The following is a 17,976-nucleotide window of genomic DNA, read 5'->3' on the forward strand; positions in this document are numbered from 1 at the left end:
CGACCACCGCCCGGCTAGGGTGGGCGACCGTGGATCTGGATCTGGCGACCGTGCGCGCATTCGTGTTCGTCGCCGAAGAACGGCATTTCGGCCATGCCGCCGATGCCCTCGGACTCAGCCAGCAAGCGCTGTCCAAACGGGTGGCGCGGCTGGAATCGACCCTCGGAGTCCGGCTCCTCGACCGCGACCATCACGGGGTGCGGCTCACCGACGACGGTGCCCGCTTCCTGCCGGGCGCACAGGAAACGCTCGAAGCGAACGACCGTGCCGTCGCCGCGCTGCGGGCGGAGCAGCGTCCCCTGCGCGTCGACGTCTGGGGACATCTCTACGCGCCCCTGCGCACCCTCGCCGGGATCGCGGCCGCACCGGACGCGCCGCCACTGGAACCCGGCCACGGCCGTGACCTGCCCGCCGTCGCCGCCGCCCTCACCCACGGCGACATCGACGCCGGGTTCGGCCGGGTCCACCCGCCCCTGCCCGCGGGCCTCACCCATCGCCTGATCCGCCTCGAACCCGTCGACGTGCTCGTCAGCGCCGGCCATCCGCTGGCCGCGGCCACCGAACTACGCCCCGACCAGCTGCGCGGCAGCGTCCTGCACACCCCGGCAGCCCTGGACCGGCTCGATTTCCTGGCCCGTTTCGCCGACAGATTCGGCATCGACGACCATCGCGCCACCCCGAATCTCGGCCTGGCGCCGATGCTTTCCGCGCTGGCGGACGATCCGCGCGGCTTCGTGCTGCTGCCTGCCGACGTGCCGGCACCGGAGATCCCCGGCGTCCGCGCGATCCCCCTTGTCGATCCGACGCCGCTCTACGCGTGGTCGCTGATCTGGCGCTCCCGCCCCGAACCGCCGCAGCTCGAAGCCCTGGTCACCGCCCTGGTCCGGACGGCGGGCGAACGGCGGTGGCTCGACTACGATCCGGCCCGCGACTGGCTGCCCGCCGAGGCGTAGCAACCCCCACAGTTTTCGATGCGCGCACACCGGGTGATACAGTCCGGCCAGTTTTTCACGGGGAGGGTTTTCTCATCAGCGCATCGCCGACAGTCGTGCGGCGCACCGGTTCCGGGGCGCCGTCGTGACGATGAATCGCACCCGATGGATCGTGGCGGGCATCGTCGCCGTGGTCGTTGCCATCGTCGCCGTGATCGTGGTGGTCGTGGTGACCCGCGACGAGGATCCGCGGGAGTTCGTGGCCGAGCGCTATCAGCGCGCTCGCCAGCTCGACCAGGTCAACGACGGGCTCGCGTTCACCGCGGCCGCCGCACCGGCCGCCGTCGCCGCCGCCATCGCCAAGGCCACCGACCCGCGCGACCGCCGCAACACCGGCGACAACCACTACCTGCGCTTCGACAAGGACCTGATCGCGGTGTCGCCGCATGCGGGCGGATCGCTGGTCCTGGTCGACAGTCTCGCCAACGGCACCCGCCGCCACCACTCGCACACCAGCACCTACGGCTGGAACAGCGGCTCCGCGGCGGGCGATTTCCGCGGCGGCGGCAGCGACACCGGCGGCAAGTAGTTCATCGAGGCAGCTCGCCTCACACAGCACAGGAGGACACTCATGCTCGCCGACCTGGCGGCGGACGCGGGCGCCGCGCTCGCCTATTCCGCGGTGGGAATCGTGTTGATGGCTGTCGGATTCGGCCTCGTCGACCTGCTCACGCCCGGCGATCTGCGCGCCCAGATCTGGCTGGAACGCAACCGCAACGCCGCGATCCTGCTCGCCTCGAACCTGTTCGGCGTCGGCATCATCGTGGCCACCGCCATCTGGACCTCCGAGGGCAAGATCGCGCAGGCACTGCTGGCCAGCGCGATCTACGGCGTGATCGGGCTCGCCGCGATGGCGCTGGCGTTCGTGCTGCTCGACGCGCTCACCCCCGGTGATTTCCGGGCCGTCGTCGCCGACCCGGAACCGCATCCCGCGGTGTGGGTCACGGCGTCGGCGCACGTCGCGGTCGCGCTGGTGGTGGCCGCGGGCCTCACCTGATGCCCGTGCCCCGCCTGGCCAGGGCGGCGCTGCTGGCGACCGTGTTCGTCTGCGCCGCCTGCGGTCTGGTGTACGAACTGTCGCTGGTCACCCTCGGCAGCTACCTGATCGGTGACACCGCGGCACAGGCCTCGATCACGCTGAGCGTGATGGTGTGCGCGATGGGTGTCGGCGCGCTCGCCGCGAAACCGTTGCGCCGCCACGCGGCCGCCGCGTTCGTCGCGGTCGAGCTGGCGCTGGCCGTGATCGGCGGGCTGTCGGTGGCGGCGCTGTACGCCAGCTACGCCTGGCTCAACGTCTACACCGGCACACTGGTGCTGGCCGCGGCCGTGATCGGGATGCTGATCGGGGCCGAGATCCCGCTGCTGATGGAGTTGCTCCAGCAGGTCCGTAGGCAGGAGGCCAGCGGCGCGGTCGCCGATCTGTTCGCCGCCGACTACGTCGGTGCGCTGCTGGGCGGACTGGCGTTCCCGTTCCTGCTGCTGCCGGTGTTCGGGCAGATCCGCGGCAGTCTCGTGGTCGGCGTGGTCAACGCCGTCGCCGGACTGGCGTTGGCGTTCTTCTTCTTTCGCGCCCAGATGACACGTGCCGCCCGGCACGTGCTGGTCGCCGCGACCGTGGTGGTGGCCTGCGGGCTCACCGGCACCTACCTCTACGCCGACCGGTTCGAGGCGACCGCCCAGCAGGCGCTGTTCGCGCATCCGATCGTGTGGCAGACCCGCACGCCGTACCAGCAGATCGTGCTCACCGAATCGTTCTCCCCCTTCGGCACCACCGACACCCGCCTGTATCTGAACGGCGGGCTGCAATTCTCCTCGGTCGACGAGTACCGGTATCACGAGGCGCTCGTGCATCCGGTACTCGCCGGCACGCGTCGCTCGGTGCTGGTCCTCGGCGGCGGCGACGGCCTGGCTCTGCGCGAGATCCTGCGCTACCCGGACGTCGGCGAAGTGACGCTGGTCGAGCTCGATCCGGCGATGATCGAGCTCGCCCGCACCGACGAACGCCTCATCGCGCTCAACCAGCGCGCCTTCGACGACCCGCGCGTGCGGGTGGTCACCGCCGATGCCTTCACCTGGTTACGCGGCGCCCCAGGACTCTTCGACGCGGTGATCCTCGACCTGCCCGACCCGGACCAGACCTCCATCGCCAAGCTGTACTCGCAGGAGTTCTACGCGATGACCGCCAACGTGCTGGCGCCCGGCGCCCGCCTGGTGGTGCAGTCCGGTTCGCCGTTCTTCGCACCGCGCTCCTTCTGGACCATCGACGCCACCCTGCGCGCGGCCGGACTGCACACGACCCCCTACCACGTGGACGTCCCGAGCTTCGGCGACTGGGGGTTCATCCTCGCCGCGACCGGGGAGAGCCCGGCACCGGCGCTGCGCTCCCCCGGCCCACTGCGTTCCCTCGACGATCGCACTCTCACCGCGGCCACCGTGTTCCCGCCGGATCGCCGCGCGGTCGAGCCCGAGGTGTCGACCCTCATGCGCCCGGTGATCCAGGACCTGCAACGCCAGGAATGGCGTTGACGCTCAGGCTGATCCCGCTCACCGGGCTCCGGCCTGCGCCGCGGCGGGTGCCGCCCGCCGCGCACCGGGCGCGGTGACGAGGCCGAAGGCGATCAGGCTGTCGGCGGTGTCGCGGATCGTGTCCTCGACCGGGCGCATCGTCCAGCCCAGTTCCCGCCGCGCCTTCTCGGCGCTGACGTATTCGGTGCGGCCGAGCACCGGCACCGTCAGCCGGACACTCTTGTCGAAGACCGCCACCAGGCGGACCAGCCAGTTCGGCAGCACCCGGGTCGGTACCCGGAAGCCCTGCGGGTCGAAGTCACGTGCCAGCAGCCGGGCGAGCTCACCCATCCACAGCGGTTCGGCCGCGCAGATGTACCGATTGCCCGCCGCCGCGGGCACTTCCATCGCCAGCCGGTGCGCGACGGCCAGGTCCCGGACGTCGACCGGCGTCCATCCGGTGTGCACCGACCCCGGCACATCGCGGTTGAGCAGACGGCGGATCGGCTCGTGCGAGGTACTGATCGTCGCGTCGAGCAGCGGCCCGAGCACGATTCCCGGATTCACCGCGACGAGTTCGAGTCCGCCGTCGAGTGATTCGACATACTCCCAGGCGGCGCGCTCGGCCAGGGTCTTGCTCTTCTGATACGCGGGGATACGGTCGACGACCGACCAGTCGGCTTCGGTCCGCGCCTTGTCGACATCGTGGCCGTAGGCGACCGCGGCCACCGACGAGGTGAGCACGACGCGCCGCACCCCGGCCGCTGCGGCGGCGCGCAGCACCCGCAGAGTGCCGTCGACGGCGGGGCCGATCAGGGCCTGTTCGTCGTCCGGCGGCGCGGACGGGAACGGCGAGGCGACGTGCAGCACGGTGTCGCAGCCCGCCACCGCCTCGGCCCAGCCCGCGTCGTCGTCGAGCGTGGCGGCGACGAAGTCGAGGTCGCCGCCGAGGCGGCGGGCGAGATCGATCAGGTGCGCGCGCTTGGCGTGCGCGTCGAGGTCACGCACGGTGCCACGGACGGCGTAGCCGTGCTCGAGCAGTTCGGCGATGCAGTGGCCGGCCACGAAACCTGTCGCGCCGGTGACGAGTACCCGTGTGGTCATGGTTCAACCCTTCGTCCTACGGTGGAGACCGCACATCTGAGCGGTGCTCAGTTAATCTAAACACTGCATAGATTTTCTGTCCAGTGCGGATTCTCGCCGGGTGCTCGCATACGCTCGGAGGGTGAAGCGCACCAGATACCACCACGGCGACCTGCGGGCGACGTTGATGGACGCCTGCCTGCGCCTGATCGAGAGCGAAGGCCTCGCGGCCGTGAGCCTGCGCCGCGTCGCCCGCGAGGCCGGGGTCAGCAGCGGCGCGCCCTATCACCACTTCGCCGACCGCGGCGCGCTGTTGTCGGCGCTGTCGGTCGACGGTTTCCAGCAGCTCGCCGCCGACCTCGCCGCGGCCACGGCCGCGGCCACCACACCGCTGGGCGCGCTGACCGATCTCGCCGACGCCTACGTGCGGTTCTCCCGCGAGCATCCGGCGCAGTTCCGGCTGATGTTCCGGCCCGAGCTGTCCGAGCCCGACAAGCACCCCGACGCGCACACCGCCGCCGACGCCGCGTTCCAGATACTCGACGACACCGTCACCCAGGCGGTCGCGGCCGGCGTGCTCCCCGCCGACCGCGCCGAAACCCTCGCGGTCGCCTGGTGGGGGCTGGCGCACGGCCTGGCCTCACTGTGGCTGGACGGGCAACTCGAAAAGCGCTGCGAACAGATGGGAACGCAGGCGCCCGAGCTGGTCGACGCGATCATGCGCGCGTTCACCGACCTCATCGCCCCGCCCCGCCCCGGCGCCTGACGCGCCGTCACCTATTCGCCCAGCCGGGCCCGCGCGCTCACCTACAGTGGGTAGCATCACATTTCCCTCGTGTGCCCACCCGAGCAGGAGACCCGATGTCTGCCACCGCGAAACTCGATCCCGTGGTCGAAGTGTTCGTCGACGCGCTCAACGCCCAGGACACCGACCGCTTCTACGGTGTACTGACCGAGGACGCGACCATGTCCGACGACGGGGTCGAACGCAATCTCGCCCAGTGGACCGAGGCCGAGATCTTCAGCAGCAACGGGCATCTGGAGGTCGAGTCGGTCGATGCGGACGGCCTGGAGCTGACCGCCGGCTACACCAACACCCGTTGGGGCTCGATGCGTACCACCTGGCGGTTCGTCGTGCGTGACGGGCTGATCAGCCGATTCGAAACCGGACAGGCGTGAACGACAATCACTTGCTGACCCCGCGGTACGGCGAGGGCTCCCTCGCCGATCTGCTCCCCTCCGTCCTCGCCTGTCTCGGCGTCGACGGCGAAACCGACCGGCTCGGCCTCGGTCTCGATGTCGATGTCGACCGGGTGTGCGTCCTGCTGATCGACGGACTGGGCGCGCAGGCACTGGCCGCCAACGCCGATGCCGCGCCGTTCCTGTCGAGCCTGCCACCGGCGACCATGACCGCGGGCTTCCCGAGCACCACCGCCACCAGTCTCACCACCCTCGGCACCGGGCTGCCGCCGGGCGAGCACGGCGTCGTCGGCTACCTGCTGCGCCTGCCGGGCGAGGACCGCCTGTTCAACACGCTGCGCTGGTCCCTCACCGGCGACGGCCCGAAGGTCGACGCGCTGGCGGAGTTCCCGCCCGAGCGAATCCAGCCGCAGCCCACCGTCTTCCAGCGCGCCACCGCGGCCGGGGTCGCCGCGATCCAGGTCGCGCCCGGCTACCAGGACGGCTCCGGTTTGACGAGGGCGGGCTGGCGCGGCGGCGGTTTCCGGCCGTCCTTCTCGGTCGGCGATCTCGTCGACGGCGTGCTCCAGGCGATCACCTCGGCACCGAAAACCCTGGTCTACACCTATCATGCGGATCTCGACACCACCGGTCACGCCCGCGGCCCTGCCTCGCGGGCCTGGCGGTTCGAGCTCGCCAACGCCGACCGGATCGCCGCCGAACTCGCCGCGCGACTGCCCGCGCGCACCGCGCTGATCGTCACCGCCGATCACGGCATGGTCGAGCTCGTCGACCGGATCGATTTCGACACCCACCCGTACCTGTCCGAGGGTGTGGTGACGCTCGGCGGCGAACCGCGTGCCCGCCACGTCTATACCGCCGAGGGCGCGAGCGCCACCGTCGAAGACACCTGGATCGGGTCGCTCGGGAGTGACTTCCTGGTCAAGACTCGCGCCGAGGCCGTCGAAGCGGGCTGGTTCGGGCCGCGGGTCACCGACGACGCCGCGGCCCGCATCGGCGATCTCGTCGTCATCGCACGCGGTGACGGTGGCGTGGTGCGCACGGGAGCCGAACCGTTGCAGTCGATGATGGTCGGCCACCACGGCTCGCTGACCGCCGCCGAACAGCTCGTTCCGCTGCGGATCCACCGCGCCTGACCCGTACCGCCTAGTCTGTAGGCCATTCGACGCGCAACCGCGCTCAGCGAACACTCCAGGAGGAATCATGCACGCCACCACCCGAACCGGCGCGCTCGCCGTCGGCGTCGCGGTCCTGGCGGTCCTGGCGAGTGGCTGCGCCGAGATCGAGCGGGTGCTCAACCAGGGTGGCGACACGCCCTGCCGCGAGTACGTCAACCAGGATCCCGACACCAAGCGGATCACCATCACCAAGGCGATCAAGGAGCGCAACGGCACCGACAACGAACCGGCGGGTACCCTGGTCGACTCGATGATCGTGCAGGTCGACCTGCTGTGCGCGGGCCAGCGCAATATCGACACCCCGATCAAGAACGCCGACATCGCCGGCCTGTTCCTGAACAAGTAGCCGACCGCGGCGTCAAGCCGCCACGACAGGGCATGCGCCGGTGACCTGGCCATCCTCCGGCAATCGGTGCACAGACCGGTGGCGCAGCTGATAGACAGGAAAGCGCCACCGACGAGCAGGGAGGGAACGTGGGCGCACACGACGATCCGATCGCCGGATCGCCCAGGCCGGATCGGCTCGCGGACTATCGTGGCGCGCTCGAGCAGCAGTGGAATCGGCTCGCGGCACCGTCGCGTCCCCTGCAGTTGCCGCGCGACACCGGTCCGGTGCGCGAGGATGTGGCCAAGTCGTGGCAGCGGTCCCTGCAGACGGTCGACCCGGCCCAGACCGTGGCCCCCGGTTTCGACGACATCAGCGACCGCTGGTCGGAGTCGCCACTGCGCAGGCCCGTCACCGAACTCGCGGGTCAGCTGCGCGGAATCGCCGAGGATTCCGGCTATCTCGCTGTCGTCAGTGACGAATCGGGCACCATCTTGTGGACCGCGGGCGATCGCACCCTGCGCCGCCAAGGTGAGCAGGTGAACTTCGCGCCGGGCGGAGTGTGGGACGAAAGCCATATGGGCACCAATGGTTTGTCGCTCGCGCTGCACGACGACAAGGCCGTCACCGTGTTCTCCGCCGAACATCTGGTCGCCGCCCTGCACGGCTGGGTCTGCTATTCCGCTCCCATCCACGGCCCCGACGGCAGGCAGGTGGGCGTGCTCGACCTGTCCTCGAGCTGGGAACGGTCGCACCCGATGGTGATGACGTCGGTCCGCGCGCTGGTGACCGCGGTGGAGACGATGCTGCGCGCCGAAGCGCCTACCCCCGCGCCGGGTGTGCGGCTCGAATGCCTCGGCGCCGCACGGCTGTTGCGCGACGGCAGGCCGGTCCCGCTGCCACCGCGGCAGCTCGAGATCCTGGCCCTGCTGGCGCTGGAACCCGAGGGCTATACCCCCGAACAGCTCCATGCCGCGGTCTACGGTGACCGGGCGGTGTCGCTGAACACGCTCAAAGCCGATGTCTCGCACCTGCGCCGGGCAACCCGCGGCGAGATCGCCAACCGGCGCTACATGCTCACCGGACCCATCTCCTGCGACGCGGTGGACCTGCTCGCCGCCATCGAGGGCGGCGACCTCACCTCGGCACTGTGGCTGTATCGCGGTCCATTGCTCCCCGGTTCGGCCCTGCCCGGCGTCGAACAGTGGCGGGCCCACCTCGATGTCGGCATCCGCAACGCGGTGCTGGGCAGCGACCGCGCCGAACACGCGGTCGCGTTCGGCCAGCGCTGCCCCGGCGATGTCGCCGTGCACGAGCACGCCCTGCGCCTGCTCCCCCGCGACGACGTCCGCCGTGCCGTCGTCACCGCCCGTCTCTACACCGCACGCCAGGGCTGACCTGCGCAAACGCGCTAACCAACCTCGTACCAACCTTCTCCGACCATAGTGTGTCCCACCACGCAAGGGTCGCGAGGAGCGAGGCGCATGATCTACGGCAAACCCGGATCGGACACCGGCATCGTCAGCTATGCCGCCCGGTACGACAACTTCATCGGAGGTGACTGGGCCGCCCCTATCGAAGGCCGCTATTTCGACAACACCTCGCCCGTCGACGGCGAGACCTTCTGCTCGGTGGCCAGATCCACCGCCGCCGATATCGACATGGCACTCGAGGCCGCGCACCGGGCCACCGACCGCTGGGCCGCTACCCCGGTCGCCGAGCGGGCCGACATCCTGAACAAGATCGCCGACCGGATCGAGAACAGCATCGAGCCGCTGGCGGTCGCGGAGACCTGGGACAACGGCAAGCCGGTCCGCGAGACCCTGGCCGCCGACCTGCCGCTGGCCGTCGACCACTTCCGCTACTTCGCCGGTGTCCTGCGGGCCCAGGAGGGCGGGATCTCGCAGATCGATCCCGACACCGTCGCGTATCACTTCCACGAACCGCTCGGTGTCGTCGGGCAGATCATCCCGTGGAATTTCCCGATCCTGATGGCGGCCTGGAAGCTGGCCCCCGCGCTGGCCGCCGGCAACTGCGTGGTGATCAAACCCGCCGAACAGACGCCCGCTTCGCTGCTGCTGGTGGTCGAGCTGATCGCGGATCTACTACCGCCCGGGGTTCTCAACGTGGTCAACGGTTTCGGCGTCGAGGCGGGCAAACCGCTGGCACAGAGCCCGCGGGTGGCCAAGATCGCCTTCACCGGCGAGACCACCACCGGCAGGCTGGTCATGCAGTACGCCGGGGAGAACATCATCCCGGTGACGCTGGAGCTGGGCGGCAAGAGCCCCAACATCTTCCTGCCCGATGTGCTGGCCGCCGACGACGACTACCTCGACAAGGCGATCGAGGGTTTCGTGATGTTCGCCCTGAACCAGGGTGAGGTGTGCACGTGCCCGTCGCGGGCGCTGATCCACTCATCGATCTACGACGAGTTCCTCGCCCGCTGCATCGCCCGCACCGAGGCCATCGTGTCCGGTCATCCGCTCGACACCGAGACGATGATCGGCGCGCAGGCCGGCAACGACCAGTACGAGAAGATCCTGTCCTACCTGGACATCGGCAGAGCCGAAGGCGCCCGCGTGCTGACTGGAGGGGAAGCACGTAAGGTCGACGGCCTGCCCGGTGGGTATTACATCGAACCCACCGTCTTCGAGGGTGAGAACACGATGCGGATCTTCCAGGAGGAGATCTTCGGCCCGGTCGTCGCGGTGACGCGTTTCGACACCACCGACGAGGCGATCCGCATCGCCAACGACACTCTCTACGGCCTCGGTGCGGGCGTGTGGACCCGCGATATCACCACCGCCCATCGACTAGGCCGCGGCATCAAGGCCGGCCGGGTGTGGACCAACTGCTACCACTCCTACCCCGCGCACGCCGCGTTCGGCGGCTACAAGAAGTCGGGATTCGGCAGGGAGACCCACGCCATGGCGCTCGGGCACTACCAGCAGACCAAGAACGTGCTGGTCAGTTATTCGACGACGAAACTCGGGATGTTCTGATGCAGAACCGGATCCACCGTGTGGAGATCACCGAACGGGCACAGACGCTGTTGCGCAGGCTGATCGAGGACAACGGCCCGGTGCTGTTCCGCCAGGCGGGCGACTGTGGCGACTCCGATGTCGCGCCGGTCTGCCTGTCGGCCAAGCAGTTCCCGATCGAGAAGGCCGACGTCCTGCTCGGCAGGCTCAGCTGGCACACCGAGTTCTGGATCAGCCCCGAGCAGTTCGAATGCTGGAAGGACACCCACCTCACCGTCGACGCGGTGCGCGGGCAGGCCAGCGCGGAATCGCTGGAAGCGGGCCAGGGCATGCGATTCGTGTTGCGCGCCAGGCAGTTGACCGCCGCGGAGAACGCCGCGCTGGCGGCCGCACCGCCCCCACGAACGGGCGCCGACCGCACGCTGTAGCGGCGCCACCGACCTGACCTGGCTGGACCTTCCCGGCGCTGCCAGGCCACGGCGAGCCCCCGCCGACTGGGCCATCGCGGCTCAGCCGGCGGGGTGAGCTCGCCGCTTCCGTGCTGGACGGCACATAGCAAATGCGTTCGGGCACAAACCAAATCACGTCTCGCTCAGCGAGACATGCACGCCAAGACTGCAACGATTCCGTTACGTTATAGCGATGTTCTTAGCGAGGCTCGGTGTTCGTACCCGGATTCTGGCGATCGCTCTCATTCCCAGTCTCGCCCTGGTGGTCGTCGGCGTGGGCACGGCGGGCTATCTGGTCGAGGAGAGCAACCAGGCCAAGACCTGGGCATCGGAGATGCAGGCGGCGCTGCCCTGCACCCGCGAGGTGATCGAGGCGGTCCAATCCGAACGCCAGCTCACCCTGGCGCACCTCGCCGGTGACGAGAGCGCCCAGCCCGCACTCGGTCCCGCCCGTGCCCGGCTCGACGCCGCCTTCCGTGCCCTGATCGAGGTCTCGACGGCCATCCGCGAGGTCGACGACTCCAACATCGGTGACGACAAGGGCGGATTCGCCACCCTCGGAACTCATCTGGCCAGTGTCCGCGGTGGCGCCGACGCGGGGATGCTGCCCGCCATCGACGCCTACACGTTCTACAACCGCTTGCTCGATGTGTTCCCTCAGGGCACGAAGGTCGCCGAGCGCGCCGCCCCCGACGCTGTCGTCGCCTCCGGTGTCAGCGAGGGCCTGCGCCTGCTCAACGCCGCCGAGGCGATGTCGCGCAGCAATGCCCTCGCCCTGTCGGTGGTGGCCGCGGACGGCGCGACCAGCATTCCACTCGACGAGTTCCTGCGGCAGAGCGGCTTCTACCACAACGAAGTCGCCAATGTGGCCGCGGAACTCGACGAGGCCCAGCGCCCTGTGATCACCGCGCTGCTGGCTTCGCCGAACTGGCAGCAACTCTCGGCCATGGAGTCGGCCATCGTGCAACGGTTCGCGGCACCGGCTACGCAGACCTCCACCACGTCGGCCAAACAGACGTCCGCGCCGGCGCTGCCGCTGTCGTTGCCCGAATGGCAGAGCGCGGCAGCCGAAGTCAACCGGGCCCTGCTCGACGCGTACGACGCGCACAACAAGCACATCCAGAAGCTCGCCGAGGACACCGCGCACCGGGCCGAGGTCAACGCCGCCCTGGCAGGCGGCGGCGTGCTCGCGCTCAGTGTGCTGGTGTTCCTGATCGCGGTGATCCTGGCCAACCGGATCATCCGGCGCCTGCGCAGGCTGCGCACCGAAACCCTCGCCCTCGCCGACGAACAGCTGCCCGCCACCATGCGCGCGCTGCGTGCGGGCGGCGACATCGACGCCGTGCAGACCTCCCCCACCCTGGACTTCGGCAAGGACGAGATCGGTCAGGTCGCCCAGGCCTTCGAGCACGCCGCCTCGGCCGCGCTGCGCGCCGCCGTCGACGAAGCCCGCACCCGGGAGGGTGTGCGCGCGGTGTTCCTCAATATCGCCCACCGCAGCCAGATCGTGGTCCACCGTCAGCTGGAGATCCTCGACGAGGCCGAGCGCAGCCAGGAAGATCCGGCGCTGCTCGAGACCCTGTTCAAGCTCGACCACCTCGCCACCCGCGAACGCCGTAATGCCGAGAATCTGATCATTCTGGGCGGCGGGCGGCCCGGTCGCCAGTGGCGCAAGCCGGTTCCGGTGATGGACGTCGTGCGCAGCGCCATCGGCGAAACGCTCGACTACGCCCGGGTGCGCGTCACCAAGCTGCCCGAGGTGGAGGTCGTCGGCACCGTCGTGGCCGACCTCGTGCACCTGCTCGCCGAGCTCGTCGACAACGCCACCGCGTTCTCCCCGCCGCAGTCGCGGGTGGAGGCGAGCGGCAACATCGTCGGCAAGGGCGTGGTCGTCGAGATCACCGATCAGGGCATGGGCATGAGCCCCGAGGACATGGCCAAGTACAACGCCATGCTGGCCGATCCGCCGGACTTCGGTGTCGGCACGCTGTCCTCGGACTCGCGGCTCGGCCTGTTCGTCGTCGCCCGGCTGTCGACCTCGCACGGTGTGTCGGTGCGGCTCAGCGAATCCGACTACGGCGGCATCCGCGCCATCGTGCTCATCCCGCTGGCCCTGCTCGCCGGCGAGTCCGATACCGCGATGATGGCGCCGGTGACGACCGGTCCGCTGCGGCGTGGCCTGCCTGCCCCGGCGCCCGAGCCCGCTCCGGTCGCGGCTCTCGAATCGGCACCGGCGCCCACCTCGGTGGCCACGCTCGTCGCCGAGCCGCCCGCCCCGCCGCGCCCGGTGGCACCCGCCCCCGAACTGCCCGCCGTGCAGACCGACGGCCCCGAAGAGCGACCCGCCCTGCCGCGCCGCCAGCGGCAGACGAACCTGGCGCCCGAGCTCACCGAAGAACCTGCCGCCGAAGCGCCCCGGGCGCCGGAGCGGCCACGGACAGCCGAACAGGCGCGCGATCTCATGTCCGCGATCGAGAACGGCACCAGGCAGGGGCGCAAGCCCCTGACCACATCGAACCAGGACGAACAGGAAGGCTGAGGTGAACTCTCCCCACCCCGGTGATCTCAACTGGCTGCTCGACGATCTCGTCGACCGGCTGGCGGGGGTCCGCTACGCGGTCGTGCTGTCCACCGACGGGCTGCTGCTCGGACGTTCCTCGCAGATGAAGCGTGAGGACGCCGAGCACTTCGCCGCCATGTCGTCGACTCTCTACGGTCTCGCGCGCAGCGCGGGCAGCCGCTTCGACGGCGGTGGCGTGCGGCAAGCGGTGATCGAGCTCGATCGCGCCGTTCTGTTCGTCACCTCGGCGGGCGACAACGCGTGCCTGGCTCTGCAGGCCAACGAGTCGGCGAACCTCGGCATGGTCGCCTACGAAATGAATCTCACCGTGCAGCGGGTCGGCAATTATCTGTCGACCGAGCCGCGGCACGGACTGGCGGAGCTATAGGAAGCCTCACATGACTCGACTCGGCGATCCGTGGTTCGACGACGCGGCCGGACCTCTCGTCCGGCCGTACGCGGTGACCCGCGGCCGCACCATGGGTGCGGCGCACGACCTGGACATGCTCACGGTGGTGGTGGCAGTACATCCCGCCCCCACCTTGCGACGACCGGAACCCGAGTACGCGACGATCGCACGGTTGTGCAAGCGTCCGCAGTCGGTGGCCGAGGTCTCGGCCGTGCTGAAACTTCCTCTGGCGGTGACCAAGATCCTCGTCGGTGATCTCATCGCCGAGGGCCACCTCATCTTCCGGTCTCCGGTAGCGGCCGAGGCCGGCACCGGGGACCTCAACGTATTGCGAGCGGTTCTGGATGGCATCCGAAAACTTTGACCCCACAGCACTGGGCGGGCAGCACCTGGCCGCCTCGGTGAAGATCCTTATCGCCGGCGGCTTCGGCGTCGGCAAGACCACCATGGTCTCCTCGATCAGCGAGATCGCGCCGCTGCGCACCGAAGAGCTGATCACCGAGGTCAGCACCGGCGTCGACGACCTGTCGGGGGTGGAGCAGAAGTCGACGACCACGGTCGCGCTGGACTTCGGCCGCATCACCATCGACCGCGATCTCGTGCTGTACCTGTTCGGTACGCCCGGCCAGGACCGGTTCTGGTTCCTCTGGGACGAGCTGTGCCGCGGCGCGCTCGGCGCGATCGTGCTCGCCGACACCCGTCGCCTGAGCAATTCCTTTGCGGCCGTGGACTTCTTCGAACGGCGCGGTTTGCCGTTCCTGATCGCGGTGAACTGCTTCGAAGGCGCGCCGCGCTACACGATCGACGAGGTCCGCGACGCGCTCGACCTCGATCCGAACACCCCGGTCATGCTGTGCGACGCCCGCGACCGGCCCTCGGCGAAGGCGGTGCTGACCCACCTCGTCGAGTACCTGATCGAACGCGCCACCCGCACCCCGGTGACCACCTAGCCGGTGGTCGACCGGGGGGCGGTCCCGGTCAGTTCTCCTGTGCTTCCAGATACCCGCGCCGATCCGGCTGTTGCCGACTTGCCCGGAAATGCTTCCGCTGCCATCTGGAACGAGTAATAATTTGTAATGTGTCCACCACGTCGGACTTCGAGCGGATGCTCCGCGCAGCCTCGCTGCGCGTCACCTCGCCGCGCCTGGCGGTGCTCACCGCCGTGCACCAGCAACCGCACGCCGACACCGACACCATCCTGAGCCGGGTCAGAGACACCCTCGGCGCGGTGAGTCATCAAGCCGTGTACGACGTGCTGCGTGTACTCACCACCGCCGGACTGCTCCGGCGGATCCAGCCGATGGGCACGGTCGCCCGGTACGAGACCCGGGTCGGGGACAACCATCATCACCTGGTGTGCCGATCCTGCGGCGTGATTGTCGATGTCGACTGCGCAGTCGGCGATGCGCCCTGTCTGACCGCTCTCGATGACACCGGTTTCGTCGTCGACGAAGCCGAGGTCATCTACTGGGGCCGCTGCCCCGACTGCCTGACATCATCACTCTCCTGAAAGGAATCACCGTGCCCGAGGAACATCCACCTATCGCGGAAGCCAACACGGAACCCGGTGAAAATGGTTGCCCCGTTACCAATCATCGCCCATTCGCGTCCGCCGACGCCCGTGGCAGCAACCGTGACTGGTGGCCGCACCAGCTCAACCTGACAATCCTGCAGAAGAACCCGCCGGTGGCGAACCCGATGGGCGAGGACTTCGACTACGCGGCCGAATTCGCGACCCTGGACCTGGCCGCCGTGAAGCAGGACATCGAGCAGGTCATGACGACCTCGCAGCCCTGGTGGCCTGCCGACTTCGGCCACTACGGCCCGTTGTTCATCCGGATGGCCTGGCACTCGGCGGGCACCTACCGCGTCGGTGACGGCCGCGGCGGCGCGGGCGCCGGCCTGCAGCGGTTCGCGCCGCTGAACAGCTGGCCCGACAATGCCAGCCTGGACAAGGCCCGCCGCCTGCTGTGGCCGGTCAAGCAGAAGTACGGCAAGAAGCTGTCCTGGGCCGACCTCATCGTGTACTCGGGCAATGTCGCGCTCGAGTCGATGGGCTTCCCGACGTTCGGTTTCGGTGGCGGCCGCGTCGACGCGTGGGAGCCGGAGGAAGACGTCTACTGGGGCCCGGAGCGCACCTGGCTCGGCGACGAGCGCTACTCCGGTGAGCGCAACCTCGAGCGCCCGCTCGCCGCGGTCCAGATGGGCCTGATCTACGTGAATCCCGAAGGCCCCAACGGCAATCCGGATCCCATCAAGGCCGCGATCGACATCCGGGAGACCTTCGCGCGGATGGCGATGAACGACGAGGAGACCGCCGCGCTCATCGTCGGCGGGCACACCTTCGGCAAGACCCACGGCGCCGGTCCGGCCGACCTCGTCGGTCCCGAACCCGAGGCCGCCCCGCTGGAACAGCAGGGCCTCGGCTGGAAGAGCGGCTTCGGCACCGGTGTCGGCGCCGACTCGATCACCAGTGGGCTGGAAGGCATCTGGAACAGCACCCCGATCACCTGGGACAACAACTTCCTCGAAACCCTGTACGGCTACGAGTGGGAGCTCAGCGCGAGCCCGGCCGGGGCGCATCAGTACATTCCGAAGGGTGGCGCGGGCGCCGACACCGTGCCCGACCCGTTCGATCCGGCGAAGAAGCGCACCCCGGTCATGCTGACCACCGACCTGTCGCTGCGGATGGACCCGATCTACGAGCGGATCACCCGGCGCTGGCTGGAGCACCCGGACGAGCTCACCGACGCGTTCGCGCGCGCCTGGTACAAGCTCACCCACCGCGACATGGGTCCGGTCGCGCGCTACCTCGGCCCGCTGGTCCCGTCCGAGGAACTGCTGTGGCAGGACCCGGTGCCCGCGCACACCGGCCCGCTGATCGGTGACACCGAGATCGCGACGCTGAAGAGCCAGATCCAGGCCTCGGGTCTGACTGTCGTGCAGCTGGTGTCGACGGCGTGGGCGGCGGCCGCGTCGTTCCGCGGCAGCGACAAGCGCGGCGGCGCCAACGGCGGCCGGATCCGGCTGCAGCCGCAGGCGGGCTGGGAGGTCAACCAGCCCGACGAGCTCGCGCAGGTCGTCCGCACGCTCGAGGGCATCCAGTCGACGTTCAACGCCGCGGGCGGCGCCCAGGTGTCGTTCGCGGATCTGGTCGTCCTCGGTGGCGCCGTCGGCGTCGAGCAGGCCGCCAGGACGGCCGGTTACGACGTGAGCGTGCCGTTCGCGCCGGGCCGCACCGATGCCACCCAGGAACAGACCGACGTGGAGTCGTTCTCGGCGCTCGAACCGAAGGCCGACGGGTTCCGTAACTACCTCGCCAAGGACGCCGGGATCCCCGCCGAGTACCTGCTCGTCGACAAGGCGAACCTGCTGACGCTCAGCGCGCCGGAGATGACCGTCCTGCTCGGTGGTCTGCGCGTGCTCGGCGCGAACTACCAGCAGTCGCCGCTCGGCGTGCTCACCGCACGGCCGGGCGCGTTGACGAACGACTACTTCGTCAACCTGCTCGACATGGGCATCGAGTGGGTGCCGTCGGCCGCCGACGACGACACCTACGAGGGCAAGGATCGCGCGACCGGTGCGGTGACCTGGACCGGCAGTCGCGCCGATCTGGTGTTCGGCTCGAACTCGCAGCTGCGCGCCGTGGCCGAGGCCTACGCGGCCGACGACGCGAAGGAGAAGTTCGTGCACGACTTCGTCGCCGCGTGGACCAAGGTGAGCAACCTGGATCGGTTCGATCTGGCCTGACCTGTCAGCGCGAAACACCCCGTGGCTCGGACCGAGCCACGGGGTGTTTCGTGTGCAGGCCCGGATCACGCGGTGGCGTCGGCCTCGGCGAGTTCGGCCAGCCGATCGACCGACGCCCGCAGCTTGTCCGAGGTGGTCGCCCTGGCCCGCACCTGTCGCAGTTCGTCGTGCAGCTGGGTCCAGTCGTAGGTGTGGGTCACCCGGGTATGGGTGTCGTCGATCGGCTCCAGCTCCCAGCGCCACAGGTGGCCGGGCGGGGTCTTGCCGGGCTCGGACGGATTCCAGGCGATGCGCCGCCCCTCCTCGAACTCGACGATGTGATTGTCGCGATCGACGCCATTGGTGAGGGTGGTGGTGAAGACATCGCCGGTGGCGCGGACCCGTTGGCCCGCGCTCGCCTCAGCGAGATTGTCGTTACCGTCCCAGCGCGGCTGCTGGGCAGGGTCGGCGATCAGTTCGAAGATCGCGGCGGCATTCGCCGCGACGTCGCGGGAGGCGTGGACGATGCGGGGCGCGTCGATGGTTTCGGTCACCGGCCGATCGA

At 69.4% G+C, this 17,976-nt stretch carries 19 protein-coding genes; 17 read left to right on the forward strand and 2 right to left on the reverse strand.

Annotation, left to right across the window (positions count from 1 at the left end; genetic code table 11):
- The first annotated feature begins 29 nt into the window (after window positions 1–29).
- From ACFVAV_RS20420 to ACFVAV_RS20435, 4 genes are all read left to right on the forward strand, one after another.
- Window positions 30–953, forward strand: a complete 924-nt coding sequence (locus ACFVAV_RS20420; RefSeq protein ID WP_379036555.1) for a LysR family transcriptional regulator — start codon at window positions 30–32, stop codon at window positions 951–953.
- A 130-nt stretch (window positions 954–1,083) separates the two neighbouring features.
- A complete protein-coding gene (locus tag ACFVAV_RS20425) occupies window positions 1,084–1,521 on the forward strand; it encodes a DUF4247 domain-containing protein (protein WP_379036556.1) in 438 nt (145 codons plus the stop codon).
- Between the two features lie 42 nt (window positions 1,522–1,563).
- The gene (locus ACFVAV_RS20430) at window positions 1,564–1,989 is read left to right on the forward strand and encodes a DUF350 domain-containing protein (protein ID WP_379036557.1); all 426 of its coding nucleotides are present in this window, start codon (window positions 1,564–1,566) and stop codon (window positions 1,987–1,989) included.
- The gene (locus ACFVAV_RS20435; protein WP_379036558.1) at window positions 1,989–3,518 is read left to right on the forward strand and encodes a polyamine aminopropyltransferase; all 1,530 of its coding nucleotides are present in this window, start codon (window positions 1,989–1,991) and stop codon (window positions 3,516–3,518) included. The genes ACFVAV_RS20430 and ACFVAV_RS20435 overlap by 1 nt, the downstream gene beginning before the upstream one ends.
- An 18-nt stretch (window positions 3,519–3,536) precedes the next feature.
- Here the strand turns inward: ACFVAV_RS20435 and ACFVAV_RS20440 are convergent, their stop codons facing one another.
- Window positions 3,537–4,601: an NAD-dependent epimerase/dehydratase family protein gene (locus ACFVAV_RS20440; RefSeq protein ID WP_379036559.1), complete on the reverse strand. Its 1,065-nt coding sequence runs from the start codon at window positions 4,599–4,601 to the stop codon at window positions 3,537–3,539.
- Window positions 4,602–4,722: 121 nt separating this feature from the next.
- On the opposite strand from ACFVAV_RS20440, the gene ACFVAV_RS20445 reads away from it, so the two are divergent.
- The 13 genes from ACFVAV_RS20445 to katG all read left to right on the forward strand — a co-directional run bounded on the left by ACFVAV_RS20445 (window position 4,723) and on the right by katG (window position 17,432).
- A complete protein-coding gene (locus ACFVAV_RS20445) occupies window positions 4,723–5,346 on the forward strand; it encodes a TetR/AcrR family transcriptional regulator (RefSeq protein WP_379036561.1) in 624 nt (207 codons plus the stop codon).
- 95 nt (window positions 5,347–5,441) lie between these two features.
- The gene (locus ACFVAV_RS20450; protein ID WP_379036562.1) at window positions 5,442–5,759 is read left to right on the forward strand and encodes a nuclear transport factor 2 family protein; all 318 of its coding nucleotides are present in this window, start codon (window positions 5,442–5,444) and stop codon (window positions 5,757–5,759) included.
- A complete protein-coding gene (locus ACFVAV_RS20455) occupies window positions 5,756–6,916 on the forward strand; it encodes an alkaline phosphatase family protein (protein ID WP_379036563.1) in 1,161 nt (386 codons plus the stop codon). Before ACFVAV_RS20450 ends, ACFVAV_RS20455 begins: the two co-directional genes overlap by 4 nt.
- Before the next feature lie 67 nt (window positions 6,917–6,983).
- The gene (locus ACFVAV_RS20460) at window positions 6,984–7,304 is read left to right on the forward strand and encodes a hypothetical protein (protein WP_379036565.1); all 321 of its coding nucleotides are present in this window, start codon (window positions 6,984–6,986) and stop codon (window positions 7,302–7,304) included.
- A gap of 128 nt (window positions 7,305–7,432) precedes the next feature.
- Window positions 7,433–8,680 (forward strand): transcriptional regulator, encoded by a 1,248-nt coding sequence (locus ACFVAV_RS20465; protein WP_379036566.1) that lies wholly within the window; start codon window positions 7,433–7,435, stop codon window positions 8,678–8,680.
- 87 nt (window positions 8,681–8,767) lie between these two features.
- Window positions 8,768–10,285 carry an aldehyde dehydrogenase family protein gene (locus tag ACFVAV_RS20470; RefSeq protein WP_379036567.1) on the forward strand — a complete coding sequence of 506 codons (1,518 nt, stop codon included), beginning with the start codon at window positions 8,768–8,770 and terminating at the stop codon, window positions 10,283–10,285.
- Complete coding sequence (locus ACFVAV_RS20475) at window positions 10,285–10,692, forward strand: DUF779 domain-containing protein (protein WP_379036568.1); 408 nt, start codon at window positions 10,285–10,287, stop codon at window positions 10,690–10,692. The genes ACFVAV_RS20470 and ACFVAV_RS20475 overlap by 1 nt, the downstream gene beginning before the upstream one ends.
- A 214-nt stretch (window positions 10,693–10,906) precedes the next feature.
- A complete protein-coding gene (locus ACFVAV_RS20480; RefSeq protein WP_379036569.1) occupies window positions 10,907–13,252 on the forward strand; it encodes a nitrate- and nitrite sensing domain-containing protein in 2,346 nt (781 codons plus the stop codon).
- Window position 13,253: 1 nt separating this feature from the next.
- Window positions 13,254–13,661 (forward strand): roadblock/LC7 domain-containing protein, encoded by a 408-nt coding sequence (locus ACFVAV_RS20485; RefSeq protein ID WP_379036571.1) that lies wholly within the window; start codon window positions 13,254–13,256, stop codon window positions 13,659–13,661.
- A 10-nt stretch (window positions 13,662–13,671) separates the two neighbouring features.
- Complete coding sequence (locus ACFVAV_RS20490) at window positions 13,672–14,046, forward strand: DUF742 domain-containing protein (RefSeq protein ID WP_379036573.1); 375 nt, start codon at window positions 13,672–13,674, stop codon at window positions 14,044–14,046.
- Entirely contained in the window at window positions 14,027–14,632 is a 606-nt protein-coding gene (locus ACFVAV_RS20495; RefSeq protein WP_379036574.1) for an ATP/GTP-binding protein, read from the forward strand. Before ACFVAV_RS20490 ends, ACFVAV_RS20495 begins: the two co-directional genes overlap by 20 nt.
- A 155-nt stretch (window positions 14,633–14,787) precedes the next feature.
- Complete coding sequence (locus tag ACFVAV_RS20500) at window positions 14,788–15,192, forward strand: Fur family transcriptional regulator (protein ID WP_379036737.1); 405 nt, start codon at window positions 14,788–14,790, stop codon at window positions 15,190–15,192.
- A gap of 11 nt (window positions 15,193–15,203) precedes the next feature.
- Window positions 15,204–17,432, forward strand: coding sequence for a catalase/peroxidase HPI (gene katG, locus ACFVAV_RS20505; RefSeq protein ID WP_379036575.1), 2,229 nt, complete (start codon window positions 15,204–15,206; stop codon window positions 17,430–17,432).
- Between the two features lie 65 nt (window positions 17,433–17,497).
- Here katG and ACFVAV_RS20510 read toward each other — a convergent pair whose 3' ends face one another.
- On the reverse strand, window positions 17,498–17,965 hold the full coding sequence (locus ACFVAV_RS20510; protein WP_379036576.1) for an SRPBCC family protein: 468 nt from the start codon (window positions 17,963–17,965) through the stop codon (window positions 17,498–17,500).
- Window positions 17,966–17,976 lie beyond the last annotated feature (11 nt).

Source organism: Nocardia sp. NPDC057663 (genome assembly GCF_042799895.1).
Taxonomy (GTDB): domain Bacteria; phylum Actinomycetota; class Actinomycetes; order Mycobacteriales; family Mycobacteriaceae; genus Nocardia.